The sequence below is a fragment of the Streptomyces sp. NBC_00057 genome (assembly GCF_045041165.1).
Lineage (GTDB): Bacteria > Actinomycetota > Actinomycetes > Streptomycetales > Streptomycetaceae > Streptomyces.
On the sequence record NZ_CP108256.1, the window covers coordinates 7,334,219 to 7,348,479 of the forward strand.

At 69.5% G+C, this 14,261-nt stretch carries 17 protein-coding genes; 10 read left to right on the top strand and 7 right to left on the bottom strand.

Features of this window, described 5'->3' with window-relative positions; all coding sequences use genetic code 11:
• Position 1: 1 nt before the first annotated feature.
• Positions 2–538, top strand: a complete 537-nt coding sequence (locus tag OG953_RS34565; protein WP_398257381.1) for an arginine repressor — start codon at positions 2–4, stop codon at positions 536–538.
• 23 nt (positions 539–561) lie between these two features.
• On the opposite strand, the gene OG953_RS34570 is transcribed toward OG953_RS34565, so the two are convergent.
• The 3 genes from OG953_RS34570 to OG953_RS34580 all read right to left on the bottom strand — a co-directional run bounded on the left by OG953_RS34570 (position 562) and on the right by OG953_RS34580 (position 2,169).
• Entirely contained in the window at positions 562–1,263 is a 702-nt protein-coding gene (locus tag OG953_RS34570) for a L,D-transpeptidase (RefSeq protein WP_405689165.1), read from the bottom strand.
• Between the two features lie 62 nt (positions 1,264–1,325).
• Positions 1,326–1,919 carry a pyridoxamine 5'-phosphate oxidase family protein gene (locus OG953_RS34575; protein WP_405689166.1) on the bottom strand — a complete coding sequence of 198 codons (594 nt, stop codon included), beginning with the start codon at positions 1,917–1,919 and terminating at the stop codon, positions 1,326–1,328.
• A 43-nt stretch (positions 1,920–1,962) separates the two neighbouring features.
• On the bottom strand, positions 1,963–2,169 hold the full coding sequence (locus OG953_RS34580) for a hypothetical protein (RefSeq protein WP_405689167.1): 207 nt from the start codon (positions 2,167–2,169) through the stop codon (positions 1,963–1,965).
• Positions 2,170–2,377: 208 nt separating this feature from the next.
• On the opposite strand from OG953_RS34580, the gene OG953_RS34585 reads away from it, so the two are divergent.
• From OG953_RS34585 to OG953_RS34600, 4 genes are all read left to right on the top strand, one after another.
• Positions 2,378–3,571, top strand: a complete 1,194-nt coding sequence (locus tag OG953_RS34585; protein WP_405689168.1) for an argininosuccinate synthase — start codon at positions 2,378–2,380, stop codon at positions 3,569–3,571.
• 88 nt (positions 3,572–3,659) lie between these two features.
• On the top strand, positions 3,660–5,093 hold the full coding sequence (argH, locus tag OG953_RS34590; protein ID WP_405689169.1) for an argininosuccinate lyase: 1,434 nt from the start codon (positions 3,660–3,662) through the stop codon (positions 5,091–5,093).
• 125 nt (positions 5,094–5,218) lie between these two features.
• Positions 5,219–6,229: an aldo/keto reductase gene (locus OG953_RS34595; protein ID WP_405689170.1), complete on the top strand. Its 1,011-nt coding sequence runs from the start codon at positions 5,219–5,221 to the stop codon at positions 6,227–6,229.
• A 102-nt stretch (positions 6,230–6,331) separates the two neighbouring features.
• Positions 6,332–7,231 carry a sigma-70 family RNA polymerase sigma factor gene (locus OG953_RS34600; RefSeq protein ID WP_405689171.1) on the top strand — a complete coding sequence of 300 codons (900 nt, stop codon included), beginning with the start codon at positions 6,332–6,334 and terminating at the stop codon, positions 7,229–7,231.
• 23 nt (positions 7,232–7,254) lie between these two features.
• Here OG953_RS34600 and OG953_RS34605 read toward each other — a convergent pair whose 3' ends face one another.
• Positions 7,255–7,779 carry a hypothetical protein gene (locus OG953_RS34605; RefSeq protein ID WP_405689172.1) on the bottom strand — a complete coding sequence of 175 codons (525 nt, stop codon included), beginning with the start codon at positions 7,777–7,779 and terminating at the stop codon, positions 7,255–7,257.
• Between the two features lie 92 nt (positions 7,780–7,871).
• Between OG953_RS34605 and OG953_RS34610 the strand changes: the two genes are divergently transcribed.
• Complete coding sequence (locus tag OG953_RS34610) at positions 7,872–8,423, top strand: TetR/AcrR family transcriptional regulator (RefSeq protein WP_405689174.1); 552 nt, start codon at positions 7,872–7,874, stop codon at positions 8,421–8,423.
• Complete coding sequence (locus tag OG953_RS34615) at positions 8,420–9,964, top strand: MFS transporter (RefSeq protein ID WP_405689175.1); 1,545 nt, start codon at positions 8,420–8,422, stop codon at positions 9,962–9,964. Before OG953_RS34610 ends, OG953_RS34615 begins: the two co-directional genes overlap by 4 nt.
• A gap of 102 nt (positions 9,965–10,066) precedes the next feature.
• On the opposite strand, the gene OG953_RS34620 is transcribed toward OG953_RS34615, so the two are convergent.
• Positions 10,067–10,738 (bottom strand): lysophospholipid acyltransferase family protein, encoded by a 672-nt coding sequence (locus OG953_RS34620; RefSeq protein ID WP_405689176.1) that lies wholly within the window; start codon positions 10,736–10,738, stop codon positions 10,067–10,069.
• Between the two features lie 234 nt (positions 10,739–10,972).
• Here OG953_RS34620 and OG953_RS34625 point away from each other — a divergent pair, with 234 nt between their 5' ends.
• The 3 genes from OG953_RS34625 (at position 10,973) to OG953_RS34635 (ending at position 13,390) form a co-directional block, all read left to right on the top strand.
• Positions 10,973–12,187 (top strand): glycerophosphodiester phosphodiesterase, encoded by a 1,215-nt coding sequence (locus OG953_RS34625; protein ID WP_405689177.1) that lies wholly within the window; start codon positions 10,973–10,975, stop codon positions 12,185–12,187.
• Positions 12,188–12,281: 94 nt separating this feature from the next.
• Positions 12,282–12,896, top strand: a complete 615-nt coding sequence (locus OG953_RS34630) for a sigma-70 family RNA polymerase sigma factor (protein WP_405689178.1) — start codon at positions 12,282–12,284, stop codon at positions 12,894–12,896.
• Positions 12,887–13,390 (top strand): GNAT family N-acetyltransferase, encoded by a 504-nt coding sequence (locus OG953_RS34635; protein WP_405689180.1) that lies wholly within the window; start codon positions 12,887–12,889, stop codon positions 13,388–13,390. Before OG953_RS34630 ends, OG953_RS34635 begins: the two co-directional genes overlap by 10 nt.
• Positions 13,391–13,415: 25 nt before the next feature.
• Here the strand turns inward: OG953_RS34635 and OG953_RS34640 are convergent, their stop codons facing one another.
• Positions 13,416–13,853: a hypothetical protein gene (locus OG953_RS34640; RefSeq protein WP_405689181.1), complete on the bottom strand. Its 438-nt coding sequence runs from the start codon at positions 13,851–13,853 to the stop codon at positions 13,416–13,418.
• A gap of 2 nt (positions 13,854–13,855) precedes the next feature.
• Entirely contained in the window at positions 13,856–14,215 is a 360-nt protein-coding gene (locus OG953_RS34645; RefSeq protein ID WP_072484474.1) for a hypothetical protein, read from the bottom strand.
• Positions 14,216–14,261 lie beyond the last annotated feature (46 nt).

Genomic DNA, 14,261 nt, shown 5'->3' on the forward strand with positions numbered 1-14,261 from the left:
GATGACCGAGGCGCAGGAGACCGAGCACGGCGGGCCGTCCGTGCCGCAGACCCGCACCGCACGCCACCGCCGGATCGTGGACATCCTGAACCGGCAGCCGGTGCGTTCGCAGAGTCAGCTGGCCAAGCTTCTCGCCGACGACGGGCTGAGCGTCACCCAGGCGACGCTCTCCCGCGACCTGGACGAGCTGGGTGCGGTGAAGATCCGCAACACCGGCGGCGAGCTGATCTACGCGGTACCGAGCGAGGGCGGTTTCCGTACCCCGCAGGCACCACTGGGCGAGTCCGCGAAGGAGGAGCGGATGCGGCGCCTCTCCGCCGAACTGCTCATCTCGGCGGAGGCCTCGGCCAACCTCGTGGTGCTGCGCACGCCTCCGGGCGCGGCCCAGTTCCTCGCCTCGGCCATCGACCAGGCCGAACTCCATGACATCCTCGGGACCATCGCGGGTGACGACACACTGATGCTGATCAGCCGTGACCCGGCGGGCGGTCAGGCGCTCGCCGACCACCTGCTGCGACTGGCCCAGAACGAGCGCTGAACGGCCGGGGTACCCCGCGTCCGTCAGTAGCGCGTGATCGCGGTCGGGCCCGAACGGGTCCCGATCGCGATGTGTGGACTGCGGGCCGGGCCCACCCAGTCGAGGATCCGGTCCATCGCGGCCGCCGGTACGGAGACGCAACCGGCGGTCGCACCACGCCCGTTGACGTGGAGGAAGATGCCGGCGCCACGTCCGCGTACCGGCCGCTCGTAGTTGAAGCCGATGACGAGCGCGCGGGCGTACTGCGTCGGATACGCGGCCAGATGCTCCGACTCACCCGCCCGGCAGTCCGCAGGCCGCGGTTCCACCCAGCGGTTGTAGGCCCGCGCCTCGGTGTCCTCGCACCACCACGACCGGCTGTTGACCCGGCGGTACGGATATACGGTGCCGGTCGGTGCCGCCTTGATTCCGAAGGCGTACGGCAGGTCGTACAGGCCGGTGGGTGTGGTGTCGGTGCCCTGCTTGCGCGACGTCCCCTCGGCCAGACCCTTCGCACCGAACCGGGCCGGTGCGGACCCGCCCCTCACCCAGATGCCCCGGCGCAGATTCCACCAGGTGACGGTGCCCGTCGTGGAACCCTTGGCCGGGGCCTCGGCCGTGATCAACTGGGTACCACCCCCGGTGTCGGCCATCCGCCCCGGGAGAGCCGGCGCCACGGCGGGCCGGGCCGCGACCGAGCCCGCCGGCGCGAGCAGTACCGAACCGATCACCAGGGATCTGCGCATGTCCCGGACGCTGGACCGTCCGGCGGCGTGTCACCCCCGGACCTGCTCCGTACGGCTCGATCTCATTCCGCGCGCGGCATGGCCGGCAACGGGAGCGGCAGCCCCGGCAGCCCGTCGATACTCGTCGCGACGTGCTCCTTCTTCTCGAAGTAGACACTGAGCGACGCGTCGTCCTCGCGGGCGAAGCGCTGGGCGTGCAGTGGCCGGTCCTCGTCGTACGACATGAAGGGCACGGCAAATCCATAGGTGTCCCGAATCAGCTCGGCCTTCACCACGATGATGGCGCGCAGCCCGTGCGGGCCGGGGTCCACAGCGGGGAAACGGGCGAGCAGCGCGCCGAACCGCGGATCGTCACGGAAGACCGGCTCACCGCGACCGTGCACCCGCACGATGTTCGGCGGCCCCTGGAAGGCGCACCACATCAGCGTGATGCGCCCGTTCTCGCGGAGGTGGGCGACGGTCTCCGCATTGCTGCCCGCGAAGTCCAGATAGGCCACGGTCAGTTCGTCGATGACGGCGAAGGAGCCGCTGACCCCCTTGGGGGAGAGGTTGACCGTGCCCTCTCCGTTCAGCGGCGCGGTCGCCGTGAAGAAGATGTGCTGCTCTTCGATGAAGGTCCTGATCCGTCCGTCGATACGCTCGTACGTCTTACCCATGGTGGCCATTGTCGTCGCCAACTCCGATGACGGTGGGGCAATTTCAGCTGGTGGGACGCCGGTGCAGGCCTGCCGCGCGCAGCAGTCGCCGAGCCGCCACACGCACCGCGCGTGGCCGGTCCTGTGCCGTGCGGATGCGCAGCCACTCCTCGGGGAATCCGGCCGCGTCCGGCAGCAGCGCCCGGGTGGCCGCACGGACCACGGCGGACGACGGATCGTCGAGGAGGGGTGCCAGCCGTTCGCGGTCCACGGCGTCGAGGGCCCGCAGGCCGACGACGGAGTGGACCCGCCTCCGGTGTGTGGTCGGAGGCCGAGCCCAGAGGGCCCGGACCGTTCGAGTCCGGCATTTTCCGCCCACGCACGGGCCCGGCGGCGCGCCGCCCACCTGCGCCTTTGACAAACCATACGGAGGGCTGCATAGTTATACCTATCAGTGATTGCACCGTAAGGAGAAACCCGTGACCGAGCGTGTCGTACTCGCCTACTCGGGCGGCCTGGACACCTCCGTCGCCATCGGCTGGATCGCCGAGGAGACGGGCGCCGAGGTCATCGCCGTTGCAGTGGATGTCGGTCAGGGCGGCGAGGACCTGGACGTCATCCGCAAGCGCGCGCTCGCCTGCGGTGCCGTCGAGGCCGAGGTCGCGGACGCCAAGGACGAGTTCGCCGAGGAGTACTGCCTCCCGGCGATCAAGGCCAACGCCCTCTACATGGACCGCTACCCGCTCGTCTCGGCCCTGTCCCGGCCGACCATCGTCAAGCACCTCGTCGCCGCCGCCAACAAGCACAACGCCGGCATCGTCGCCCACGGCTGCACCGGCAAGGGCAACGACCAGGTCCGCTTCGAGGCCGGCATCTCCGCGCTCGGCCCCGACCTGAAGTGCATCGCCCCGGTCCGTGACTACGCGATGACCCGGGACAAGGCGATCGCCTTCTGCGAGGAGAAGAATCTCCCGATCGCGACCACCAAGAAGTCCCCGTACTCCATCGACCAGAACGTCTTCGGGCGTGCCGTCGAGACGGGCTTCCTGGAGGACATCTGGAACGCGCCGATCGAGGACATCTACGAGTACACCGAGAACCCCGCCACCCCGCGCGAGGCCGACGAGGTCGTCATCTCCTTCAAGGAGGGCGTGCCCGTGGCCATCGACGGCAAGCCCGTCACGGTCCTCCAGGCGGTGCAGCAGCTCAACCAGCGGGCCGGCGCCCAGGGCATCGGCCGGATCGACATGGTCGAGGACCGTCTCGTCGGCATCAAGTCCCGCGAGGTGTACGAGGCCCCGGGCGCGATCGCACTGATCACCGCCCACCAGGAGCTGGAGAACGTCACCGTCGAGCGCGAGCTGGCCCGCTACAAGCGGCAGGTCGAGCAGCGCTGGGGCGAACTGGTCTACGACGGCCTGTGGTTCTCGCCGCTCAAGCGCGCCCTGGACGGCTTCATCAACGAGGCCAACCAGCACGTCACCGGTGACATCCGGATGACCATGCACGCGGGCCGCGCCGTCGTCACCGGCCGGAAGTCCGAGCAGTCGCTCTACGATTTCAACCTCGCCACCTACGACTCGGGCGACACGTTCGACCAGTCCAAGGCGCAGGGCTTCATCGAGATCTTCGGCCTCTCGTCGAAGATCGCCGCGAAGCGTGACCTCGCCTGACCCCCAGTAGTTACGTCACCGCCTCCCCGACCCTCCGTGCGGGGAGGCGGTTGCACATCCACCCCCTTGTACTTCCGAGGAGCACGCAGTGAGCAACGGCAACGGCAACAGCGACGTACGCCTCTGGGGCGCCCGCTTCGCCGACGGTCCGGCCGAGGCGCTGGCCAAGCTGTCCGCCTCCGTCCACTTCGACTGGCGGCTCGCGCCGTACGACATCGCCGGCTCCCGCGCCCACGCGCGAGTGCTGAACAAGGCGGGCCTGCTCACCGAGGACGAGCTGAACCGCATGATCGCCGGTCTCGACCAGCTCGAAGCCGATGTCGCCGACGGCTCGTTCACCGGAACCGTCGCCGACGAGGACGTCCACACCGCGCTGGAGCGCGGCCTGCTTGAGCGCCTCGGCCCGGACCTCGGCGGCAAGCTGCGGGCCGGCCGGTCCCGGAACGATCAGATCGCCACGCTCTTCCGGATGTACCTGCGCGACCACGCCCGGATCATCGGCGGTCTGATCGCCGAGCTGCAGGGCGCCCTGGTCGGCCTCGCCGAGGCGCATCCGGACGTCGCGATGCCCGGTCGTACGCATCTGCAGCACGCCCAGCCGGTGCTCTTCGCCCATCACGTCCTCGCCCATGTGCAGTCCCTCTCCCGGGACGCCGAGCGGTTGCGCCAGTGGGACGATCGGACCGCCGTCTCCCCGTACGGCTCCGGCGCGCTGGCCGGGTCGTCCCTCGGGCTCGACCCGGAGGCGGTCGCCGCCGACCTCGGCTTCGAGCACGGCTCCGTCGCCAACTCCATCGACGGCACGGCCTCCCGCGACTTCGTCGCAGAGTTCGCGTTCATCACCGCGATGATCGGCGTCAACCTCTCCCGGATCGCGGAGGAGGTCATCATCTGGAACACGAAGGAGTTCTCCTTCGTCACCCTGCACGACGCCTTCTCCACCGGCTCCTCGATCATGCCGCAGAAGAAGAACCCGGACATCGCCGAGCTGGCCCGCGGCAAGTCCGGCCGGCTGATCGGCAATCTGACGGGCTTGATGGCCACGCTGAAGGCGCTCCCGCTCGCGTACAACCGCGACCTCCAGGAGGACAAGGAGCCGGTCTTCGACTCCTGCGACCAGCTCGAAGTCCTGCTGCCCGCCTTCACCGGAATGATGGCCACGCTCACCGTCAACCGCGAGCGCATGGAGGAGCTGGCCCCGGCCGGCTTCTCGCTCGCCACCGACATCGCCGAGTGGCTGGTCAAGCAGGGCGTGCCGTTCCGCGTCGCGCACGAGGTCGCGGGCGAGTGCGTCAAGGAGTGCGAGCAGCAGGGCATCGAGCTCGACGAGCTGACCGACGAGCAGTTCGCGAAGATCTCCGAGCACCTCACCCCCGAGGTCCGAACGGTCCTCAATGTGGCCGGTGCGCTCGCGTCCCGCAGCGGCCGCGGCGGTACGGCCCCGTCGGCCGTGGCCGTACAGCTCACCGAGGTCAAGGCCGACCTCGCCGTCCAGCAGGCGTGGGCCACCGCGAAGAACTGACGGCGGAGAACCGGCAGCGCCGAAGGCGAATCGAGGCGGGGAGCGGCCGTACGCTCCCCGCCTTCCGGTTTTCCCGAGCTGAGTTACGTTGACGGGGAGCGCACCCGATCGACGAGGAGCCCACGATGCCTTTCGCCCTTCCCCAAGCTCTCGGCTTCGCTCGACCAGGGGAGGCCCCATCGGCCACAGCGACTACTCCGACCGCCCACATCGGGCTCGGCCTGGCAGCGGTCGGCAGGCCCGGCTACATCAACCTCCACCGCGACCGCGATCTGCCCGGTGACCGCAGCGTCGAGGCGCTGCGCGAGCGCACCCACGAACTGCTGGACGCCGCCTATGCGCAGGGCGTCCGCTACTTCGACGCGGCCCGCTCCTACGGCCGTTCGGAGGAGTTCCTTGCCGAGTGGCTGACGGTCCGCCCGGAAGTGCGCGACGTCGTCATCGGCAGCAAGTGGGGCTACACCTACACCGCCGACTGGAGCGTCGAAGCCGAGGCACACGAGGTCAAGGACCACAGCCTCGCCATGTTCGAACGCCAGCGCGCAGAGACCGACGCGCTGCTCGGTGACCGCCTCGACCTCTACCAGATCCACTCGGTTACCGCCGACAGTCCGGCCCTCACCGACAAGGATCTGCACGCACGGCTCGCCGCACTCGCTGCGGAGGGGGTCAGCGTCGGCCTGTCCACCAGCGGACCCGCCCAGGCCGATGCGATCCGGGCCGCTCTTGCCGTCACGGTCGACGGCGAGCCGCTCTTCCGTACGGTCCAGGCCACCTACAACGCCCTGGAGACCTCGGCCGGAGCGGCGCTCGCCGAGGCCCATGACGCCGGGCTCACCGTGATCGTCAAGGAAGCCATGGCCAACGGCCGGCTCGCCGGAACGGAAGCCCCCGCCGTTGTCCAGGAGATCGCCGCCGAGGCCGGCCTGGGCAGTGACGCGATCGCCCTGGCGCTCGTACTGCACCAGCCGTGGGCCGGTGTGGTGCTCTCCGGTGCGGCGACCGTCGACCAGCTCGCCGAAAACCTGCACGCGGCCTTTGTCGACCTCGACGAGGAGCGGCGTGCCCGGCTCGATGCGCTCGTGGAGGAGCCGGAGGCGTACTGGCGTCATCGTGCCGGGCTGCCGTGGAGCTGAGCGGGCGCGCCCGGCGCCGGTGGAGCGGCGCTGATCCACCTGTCACATCTACGAGATCCGGTTCGTCATCGCATTGACGGAACACTACGGAGGAATGTGACTGTGGACGGAATCGAGTTCCTGGCAGAACGCTTCGAGGAGAACCGGACTCAGCTGCAGGCCGTGGCCTACCGGATGCTCGGCTCGGCGAGCGAGGCGGAGGACGCAGTCCAGGAAGCCTGGATCCGGCTCAGCCGCTCCGACAGCCGGGCGATCGAGAACCTGGGCGGCTGGCTGACGACGGTCGTCGGGCGGGTGTGTCTGGACGTGCTCCGCTCACGCCGCTCCCGCCGCGAGGAGCCCCTCGACACACAGGCACCCGAGGCACACGCCCCCGAACCGGTGCTCGGCGCTCAGCCGGATGCCGATCCCGAGCAGCAGGCCCTGATGGCCGACTCGGTCGGTCTCGCGATGCTGGTCGTCCTCGAAACGCTCGACCCCGCCGAGCGGCTCGCCTTCGTACTGCACGACATGTTCGCCGTGCCCTTCGACGAGATCGCCCGCATCGTGGACCGCACCCCGGCCGCGGCCCGGCAGCTCGCCAGCCGGGCCCGTCGCCGGGTGCAGGGGGTGGATCCGGATCCGGACCCCGATCTCACCCGCAAGCGCGAGGTCGTCGATGCCTTCCTGGCCGCTGCCCGCGGCGGTGACTTCGAGGCCCTCGTCGCCGTACTCGACCCGGATGTAGTGGTGCGCTCCGACATCGGCGCCGGTGGTGTCGGTGCGCCGACCCTGGTGCGGGGCGCCGCGGCCGTGGCCCGTCAGGCGATGATGTTCGCGCCGTTCGCCCAGTCGTCGCAGCCGGCACTGGTCGACGGGAACGTGGCCGTCATCTCCACGCGCGAGGGCCGGCGGTTCTCGGTCATGATCTTCACGATCGCGCGGGGGAAGGTCGTCGGGATGTCCGTGATCAACGACCCGGCCCGCCTCCCGGACCTGGATCTGACCGTCCTCAACGACTGACCCTGGGCGGCCGTACTGCGGGCTCAGGGTCCGCCGCCCCGGCGGCCGTCCGCCCACTCGGCCAGCTTCTCGAAATCGGCCGGCAGCAGTCCGATCCGCGGGTCGATCCACATCAGCAGCGTCTCGGCCGCCCCCTGCCCCGAGATCCACTCCCGGTCCTGCTCGGCGATCTCGTCGTCGATCCAGGCGAACGGCCGGCCGGCCGCGTACTCCACGATGTACTGCGTCTTCCAGTACGTACCGTCCGGTGCGCCGCCATGCAGCGACGGCCAGTCGATGTACGGCAGCGGGGGCAGCCCGAGCCGCGGCCCGATCCACTCGTTGGCCTCGTTCTTCCAGGTCGTCGCCCAGACCAGTTCGAAACGCCCGGCGAGGGCCAGCAGCGCCCGGCCGTGTTCCGGGTTGAGCAGGACGGGCAGCGGCATCCCGTAGTCCCACCCCGTCGGCCGCATCAGATACAGCGCATAGCCGTCCGGGACCCGGCGGCGCATCAGTGCCGCGTACGGATTGAGCGGACCGTCGATGTCGATCAGCAGCAGCGGCTTCATGCCGATATCGTCCTCTCTCCCTTCCACGGGGGCAGTGCCCCTGCAGTGAGACCAGTGAGACATTCTTGTCTCATATGGTCTATTGTTGTCTCATGACTTTCGACCGTGAGCAGGTGCTGCGCAGCGCCGCAGCCCTGCTGACCCGTAAATCGACCGCCACCATGGACGAGGTCGCCAGAGCCGCAGGCATCGGACGCGCCACCCTGCACCGGCACTTCGCCGGACGGGACGCCCTGGTCAAAGCGTTGGAGAACCTGGGAATCCAGGAGTTCGAAGCGGCCCTGGACGCTGCCGCGCTCGACGAGGGGAGCTGCGAAGAGGCGCTGCGCCGACTCGTCGCGGCCGTCGAGCCGAGCGCCGGACTGCTCTCCTTCCTCGTCACCGAGAACCAGCTCTTCGAGGGCGACGAGGTGAACGAAGGCTGGAACCGGCTCGATGCCCGGGTCTCCGCCTTCTTCCGGCGCGGCCAGGAGCGCGGCGAATTCCGGATCGACCTCACCCCCGCGTGGCTTACCGAGGCCCTCTACGGACTCGTCTCCACCGGCGCCTGGGCCGTCCACGTGGGCCGGGTCGCCGGGCAGGATTTCCAGTACATGATCGTCGAGTTGCTGCTCGGCGGTGCACGCCGGGGCGTGGAGCAATGAGCGGTCTCGAACAGCACGCGGAAACCTCCCAAGAGCTGCGCCGTCCGGGGCGGTGGATCGCCCTGGCCGTCCTCGTCCTCGCTGTGCTGCTCGTGGCCGTGGACGCCACAGTCCTCGGCCTCGCCACCCCCTTCCTCACCGAGGACCTCAAGCCGTCCGGCACCCAGCTGCTCTGGATCGGCGACGTCTACTCCTTCGTCATCGCCGGGCTCCTCGTCTCCATGGGCAGCCTCGGTGACCGCATCGGCCGCAAGAAGCTGCTGCTGACCGGTGCCGTCGCCTTCGGCGCGGTCTCCGTGCTCAACGCGTACGCGAGCACGCCCGAGATGATGATCCTGGCGCGGGCGCTGCTCGGTGTCGCCGGCGCCACCCTGATGCCGTCCACGCTCGCCCTGATCCGCAACCTCTTCCACGATCCGCGCGAGCGCAGCCTCGCCATCGGTATCTGGGGAGCCATGGCCTCCGCGGGTGCGGCCGTCGGCCCCGTCGTCGGCGGGTTCCTCCTGGAGCACTTCTGGTGGGGCTCGGTCTTCCTGATCAACCTGCCGGTCATGGCCGTCCTCGTGGTCGTCGGCGCCAAGATGATCCCCGAGTCGAAGAATCCGGCACCGGGCCCGTGGGACCTCGTCAGCGTGGTGCTCTCCTTCATCGGCATGATCGGAGTCGTATACGCCGTCAAGCAACTGGCCGCGCACGGTACGAGCTGGGGGGTCGCCGTCGCGGGCATCGGCGGCCTGGCCGCGCTCTGCTGGTTCGTACGCAGACAACTCACGCTCCCCGCACCCCTGCTGGACATGCGGCTCTTCCACCACCGGGGCTTCTCGGGTGCGGTCCTCGCCGATCTGCTGACCATCCTCGGTCTGTCCGGGCTGGTCTTCTTCCTCTCCCAGTTCCTGCAACTGGTGCAGGGGCGCGGGCCGCTGGAGGCCGGGCTCGCCGAACTGCCCGCGGCCGTCGGTGCGGTCACCGCGGGTCTGATCGCCGGCCTGGCAGCCCGGCGCTACTCGGTGCGGTTGGTGGTGTCCGGCGGTCTCGGGGCGATCGGCCTGGCGCTCACCGCGGTCACCCTGATCCACAAGGAGACCGCCTATCCGCTGATCGGTGCGGTGCTGCTGGTCGTCGGCGTCGGTGCGGGTTTCGCCTTCACCGTCACCTCCGATGTGATCCTCTCCAGCGTCCCGAAGGAGCAGGCAGGGTCCGCGGGCGCGGTCTCGGAAACGGCGTACGAACTCGGCGCGGCCCTCGGCATCGCCCTGCTCGGCTCCATCGTCACCGGCGTCTACCAGGACTTCGCCACCCCGAAGGGCGTTCCGTCCGCCGACGCCGCAGCGGCCCATGAGTCGCTGGGCGGCGCCGTCGAAGCGGCCCACGGCCTTCCGGCGCAGCAGGCGAGCGCGCTGGTCTCCGCGGCACAGGAGTCGTTCGTCGACGGACTGCGGCTCGCGGCGGGTATCGGCGCGGCGGTCCTGCTGGCGACGGCCGTCGCCGCCTGGTTCCTGTTGCGCGGTCAGAAGCTGGAGGACGGCATCGTCCACCAGTAGCTGCCCGCGCCTTGGGCCGTACGAGTTGTGATGACATACGGAAGGGCCCGTACCACCAACCGGGGTACGGGCCCTTCCGTATGTCCTGCGCCGCGCGTCAGCTCACGCGGCCTTGGCCTTCGTCGCATACATGTCGACGTACTCCTGACCCGACAGCCGCATCACCTCGGCCATCACGGAGTCGGTCACCGCCCGCAGCACATAGCGGTCGCGGTCCATGCCCTCGTAGCGGGAGAACTCCATCGGAGCACCGAAACGAACCGTCACCTTGCCGGGACGGGGCAGGCCGGCACCACCGGGCTGCAGCTTGTCCGTACCGATCATCGCGAACGGCACCACCGGTGCACCCGTCATCAGTGTCAGCCGGGCGATGCCCGTGCGGCCCCGGTAGAGGCGGCCGTCGGGGGAGCGGGTGCCCTCCGGGTAGATGGCGAACGCCTTGCCCTCATCCAGCACCCGACGGCCCGTCATCAGCGCCGCGACACCACCGCGGCCGCCGTCCCGGTCCACCGGGATCATGCCGCAGCCCGTGAAGAACCAGGCCATCGCCCGGCCCTTGAGCCCCTTGCCCGTCACGTACTCGTCCTTGCCGATGTAGGAAACCTGCCGGTCGCAGCAGATCGGCATGATCATCGAGTCGATGAACGTCAGATGATTGCCCGCGAGGATCACCGGGCCGTCCCCGGGAATGTTCTCCGCACCCTCCACCTGGGGGCGGAACATCAGACGCAAGATCGGTCCGAGCACTGCCTTGATGAGTGCGTGTCGGGACAACGGTTCCTCCGGTGTAGTGGCCGGGCCGGCCGGGGCGCGGGATCGTGACGGTCCATGCAGGTGAGGACGATACTCGCGGGTACTCGCAGATCGCACATCGGGTTCACAGGTTGGATACGCAGTGTTGACGTGTGTTTCCGCCAAGTTCGTCCAAGAGCTGCTCCTACGACGGTACGACTCCCTACGCTCGGGCCTCGCCCGACAGGTGCGAGACATCACACGCGAGGAGCATTCATGACACAGCGCGCGCAGGCAGGTCCCGGCCGCAGAACCCTGCTGGGAGCGGGGGCCGCCGCACTGGGCACGGCCGCCCTCGGACTGGCCGGCGGACCGGCCGATGCCGCCGAGAACGCCGCCGAGAACGCCGCCGAGAACGCCTCCGGGAACGCCTCCGAGCGGTCCGGCGGCCACGGCGGGGGCCACGGCTTCCGCCTCGACCTGCCGGTGCCCACCGTCATAGGACACCGCGGTACCAGCGGCTACCGGCCCGAGCACACCCTCGGCTCCTACCAGCTGGCCCTCGACATGGGCGCGCACGTCATCGAGCAGGACCTGGTGCCGACCAAGGACGGCCACCTCGTCTGCCGTCACGAGAACGACATCACCGCCACTACCGATGTCTCCGCCCACCCCGAGTTCGCGAGCCGCAAAACCACGAAGAAGGTCGACGGGGTCTCCCTCACCGGCTGGTTCACCGAGGACTTCACCCTCGCCGAGCTGAAGACACTCCGCGCCAAGGAGCGCATCCCCGGCACCCGTCAGAAGAACACGCTCTACGACGGCCGCTGGGAGGTCCCCACGTTCGAAGAGGTGCTCCAGTGGGCCGACCGCGAGGGCCGCAAGCGCGGCAAGCCGGTCTGGCTGTACGTCGAGACCAAGCACCCCACCTACTTCCGCGGCCTCGGCCTCGGACTCGAAGAGCCCCTCGCCAAGCTGCTGCGCCGCTACAACCGCCACCGCAAGCAGTCGCCGCTCATCCTCCAGTCCTTCGAGCCCGGCAGCATCCAGCGACTGGCCGGACTCGTCGCCACCCCGCGCGTCGTACTGCTCTCCGGCGCGGGCTCGCGGCCCTGGGACTTCGTGACGTCCGGCGATCCGCGTACCGTCGCCGACCTGGTGAAGCCCGAGGGCCTGAAGTGGATGGCGTCCTTCGCCCAGGGCATCGGACCCACCCTGGACCTGATCATTCCCAAGGACGCCGCGGGCCGGCTCACCGCACCGACCACCCTGGTGAAGGACGCTCATGCCCAGGGCCTGGTCCTTCACCCGTACACCATGCGCAACGAGAACTCCTTCCTGCCTGCCGACTTCCGACGCGGCACGGACCCCAACGCGTACGGTGACGCATTCGGTGCGTTCCAGGCGTACTTCGTGACGGGCATCGACGGGATCTTCTCCGACAATCCAGACACCGCTCTTCTTGCTGTGGCGGACTTCGCCGCGAAGTGACACCTGCGTCAGCACCCGGCCGGGGCGTGCCCCGGTCGGGTGGTGCTCGCCGGCTACGGCAACCGGCCGTCGGCACAGGTGCGTCGGCCGGGGCATGACGCTTATCGATCTTGTCCCCGCGGGGACCGCCGCCGGCCCTGCGGCGGTCGTCCATTCCCTGTATCCACTGGTGAGCGCCGAGGCCGCGGCCGAGGCGGCAGCCTCGGCAACAGGCGCGGCGATCGAACCCGCCGATCTCGAACAGGCCGTCTGGCTACGGCTGCTGGAGCGGCTCGCGCAGGACGGGCCGCCGGTGGACACGGCGCGCTGGGTGCGGGACGCCGTACGGGCGGAGGCCCGCAGGGCCCGCCGTACCGCCCGGCGCGAACGCCCCTACCGTGACGAGACCTCCGCGGATCCGGCCGGCTGCCCGGAGCGGATCGCCGTCGGCGCCGACGAACGCCGGGCGCTGCGCGCCGCGGTGGACCGGCTGCCCGGCCGGTGCGCCCGGCTGCTGGCGGCGATGCTCGCGCCCGGTGATCCCACCTACCGGGAAATCGCAGGGAAGTTGGGTATGTCACAGGGGAGTTTGGGTCCGATCCGTTCCCGATGCCTTGGATGTCTGCGCAGAATGCTCGCGGCGGAGGTTGTAGCTCCTGAACCGCGGGGAAAGGAGCGTGAGAAACAACCGGTGGATCAGGTGGGCGGAGGCATGCGCACATGGGCATGAGCGTGATCATCTCGGCGGCGACGGCACAGGACGCCGAACAGATCTTGAAACTTCAGTACCTCTGCTTCCAGGGCGAGGCGGAGCTGTACGGGAACTACCGGATCGACCCGCTCGTCCAGACCCTCGATTCGGTGCGCGCGGAGATCGCCACGAATCTGGTGTTCGTGGCGCGGCTGGGGGACGAAGTCGTCGGTTCGGTCCGTGGATCCACCGATCAGGACGGCACCGGGCAGATCGGGAGGCTCTGCGTCCACCCGCGGCTCCAGGGGCACGGGCTCGGCGCCCGGCTGCTGCGGGCCGCGGAGTCGGGACTCGTAGACGAGCGGTCGGCCACTCGCTTCCGGCTGCACACCGGCCATCGCAGCGAGAGCAATCTGCGGCTCTACAAGCGGGCGGGTTACGCCCCCGTGGGCAACGCGACCGGTCAGGACGGCGTCCGGATGATCCTGCTGGAGAAGGACGCGACCGCCCCCGTTTATGTGACCAGTGCGTAGGGCCGGTTACGCGTTCTCGCCCCGCCTACGCGTTTTTCGCCCGGCGCAGCCACATCATCCCGGTGATCGGCAGGATCACCGGGATGAACAGATAGCCCATACCGAAGTCGGACCAGACGGTGGCGTCCGCGAACGCCGAGGGCTCCACCATCGTCCAGGTCCCCACGACCAGCACACCCAGGAGCTCGGCGGCGCAGCACACCAGCGCCGACCTGCGCGCCTTCTCGCCGCCGCGCACCAGCGAGTACGTGATGAATCCGTACACGAGGGCGGCGACGGCCGACAGCGCATAGGCGAGCGGCGCCTTGTCGAAGTCCAGGATCATCTGGACGATCGAGCGGGAGGCCGCCGCGACGGTGAACACCCCGTAGAACCAGACCAGTACCCGGCCGGGACCGGTGCCCAGGTCGAAGGGCTGCTTCTCGCCGGTGGCCGCTGCGGGGGTGCGATCGGTGTCGGTCACGGTCAGTTTCCCCAGATGTCGTAGAGCCGTACTTCGAGGACGGCCAGCACGACCGCGCCCGCCGCCACCGTCACCGAACCCCATCGGGTCCGCTCGGTGAGCGACAGGAAACCGGCCGCGGGCACGGCGAGGAAGGCCCCGATCAGATACGCGATGAAGATCGTCATGCCCTGCTCGGGCCGTTCGCCCCGGGACAGCTGCACGATGCCCACCACCAGCTGGGCCAGCGCCAGCAGGGAGACCACTGCCATCCCGATGAAGTGCCAGTCCTTGGTCGGCTGGTCACGGTATGCGGCGAATCCGCACCAGGCGGCGAGGGCGAGCGCGGTCACGGCGACCGCGACCGTCAGGGCGTCAAGCATGAGGTGAGGGTATTACGGACCAAAAGGCCCCCTGCGTTCGCCCCCG

What these genes read in the sequence shown, in the direction of transcription:
- OG953_RS34565 (WP_398257381.1), top strand. Translation starts at nt 2, where the DNA reads ATGACCGAGGCGCAGGAGACCGAGCACGGCGGGCCGTCCGTGCCGCAG.
- OG953_RS34570 (WP_405689165.1), bottom strand. Translation starts at nt 1,263, where the DNA reads ATGCGCAGATCCCTGGTGATCGGTTCGGTACTGCTCGCGCCGGCGGGC.
- OG953_RS34575 (WP_405689166.1), bottom strand. Translation starts at nt 1,919, where the DNA reads ATGGGTAAGACGTACGAGCGTATCGACGGACGGATCAGGACCTTCATC.
- OG953_RS34595 (WP_405689170.1), top strand. Translation starts at nt 5,219, where the DNA reads ATGCCTTTCGCCCTTCCCCAAGCTCTCGGCTTCGCTCGACCAGGGGAG.
- OG953_RS34605 (WP_405689172.1), bottom strand. Translation starts at nt 7,779, where the DNA reads ATGAAGCCGCTGCTGCTGATCGACATCGACGGTCCGCTCAATCCGTAC.
- OG953_RS34610 (WP_405689174.1), top strand. Translation starts at nt 7,872, where the DNA reads ATGACTTTCGACCGTGAGCAGGTGCTGCGCAGCGCCGCAGCCCTGCTG.
- OG953_RS34615 (WP_405689175.1), top strand. Translation starts at nt 8,420, where the DNA reads ATGAGCGGTCTCGAACAGCACGCGGAAACCTCCCAAGAGCTGCGCCGT.
- OG953_RS34625 (WP_405689177.1), top strand. Translation starts at nt 10,973, where the DNA reads ATGACACAGCGCGCGCAGGCAGGTCCCGGCCGCAGAACCCTGCTGGGA.
- OG953_RS34630 (WP_405689178.1), top strand. Translation starts at nt 12,282, where the DNA reads ATGACGCTTATCGATCTTGTCCCCGCGGGGACCGCCGCCGGCCCTGCG.
- OG953_RS34635 (WP_405689180.1), top strand. Translation starts at nt 12,887, where the DNA reads ATGGGCATGAGCGTGATCATCTCGGCGGCGACGGCACAGGACGCCGAA.
- OG953_RS34645 (WP_072484474.1), bottom strand. Translation starts at nt 14,215, where the DNA reads ATGCTTGACGCCCTGACGGTCGCGGTCGCCGTGACCGCGCTCGCCCTC.